Source organism: Streptomyces hygroscopicus subsp. hygroscopicus (assembly GCF_001553455.1).
Lineage (GTDB): Bacteria > Actinomycetota > Actinomycetes > Streptomycetales > Streptomycetaceae > Streptomyces > Streptomyces hygroscopicus.
Genome location: NZ_BBOX01000668.1, coordinates 1 through 925, shown reverse-complemented (window position 1 = coordinate 925; position 925 = coordinate 1). Strand labels below are relative to the sequence as shown.

Below are 925 nucleotides of genomic sequence, written 5' to 3'. Positions count from 1 at the left end.
TCCCAGGTGCGCACCGGCAACGGTCGCAGCACCCCGCTCTCGAACAGGGAGATCAACTCCCCCCACATCTCGCGGATACGGTCGACTCCGGCGTCGAGGAGGTCGAACGCGTGGTACGAGACCCCGGTGTACTCGGCCGCCACCTCCTCCGGCACCCTGATGTCGGTCTTGCCCATCTCCAGGAACCGGCCGCCGCGCGGCAGCAGACGCAGACCCGCGTCCACGAACTCCCGGGCCAGCGAGTCCAGCACCACATCCATACCGCGCCCCCCGGTCACATCGAGGAAGCGCTTCTCGAAGTCCAGCGTCCGCGACGACGCGATGTGCTCATCATCCAGACCCAGCGACCGCAGAGTGTCCCACTTGCCCTCACTCGCCGTGCCGAACACCTCGGCCCCGAGGTGCCGCGCCAGCTGAAGCGTGGCCATCCCCACACCACCCGCCGCCGAGTGCACCAGCACCGACTGACCGGCCTTAAGACCTCCCAGGTCCACCATGGCGTAGTAGGCCGTCAGGAACACGATGGGGGTGGCAGCCGCCTGCTCGAACGTCCAGCCCTCCGGAACCCGGGCGACGACACGCCGGTCGGTGATCGCGACCGGACCGAACGACCCACTGAAGATACCCATCACCCGGTCACCGGGCGCCAGGTCCGTCACCCCGGGACCGACCTCGGTCACGACACCGGCGCCCTCGCCACCGAGCGGCCCGGCCTCCCCGGGATACATCCCCAGGGCATTGAGCACATCGCGGAAGTTCATCCCCGCCGCGCGCATCTCGACCCTGATCTCATCCTCGCGCAGGGCACCGGCGGCGTCGGGGCACGGCAGCAGCGCCAGGTTCTCCAGCGTTCCCTTGGCGTGCATGTCCAGACGCCACTCCCGGACCCCGGCAGGAGGCAACAGCGCGGTGCCCGAGGAGACCC

1 protein-coding gene is annotated in these 925 nt (G+C 69.5%); it reads right to left on the bottom strand.

The window, feature by feature from the left end:
- On the bottom strand, window positions 1-925 hold a 925-nt coding region (locus AXW62_RS39760), incomplete at both ends, for a zinc-binding dehydrogenase (RefSeq protein WP_159061129.1).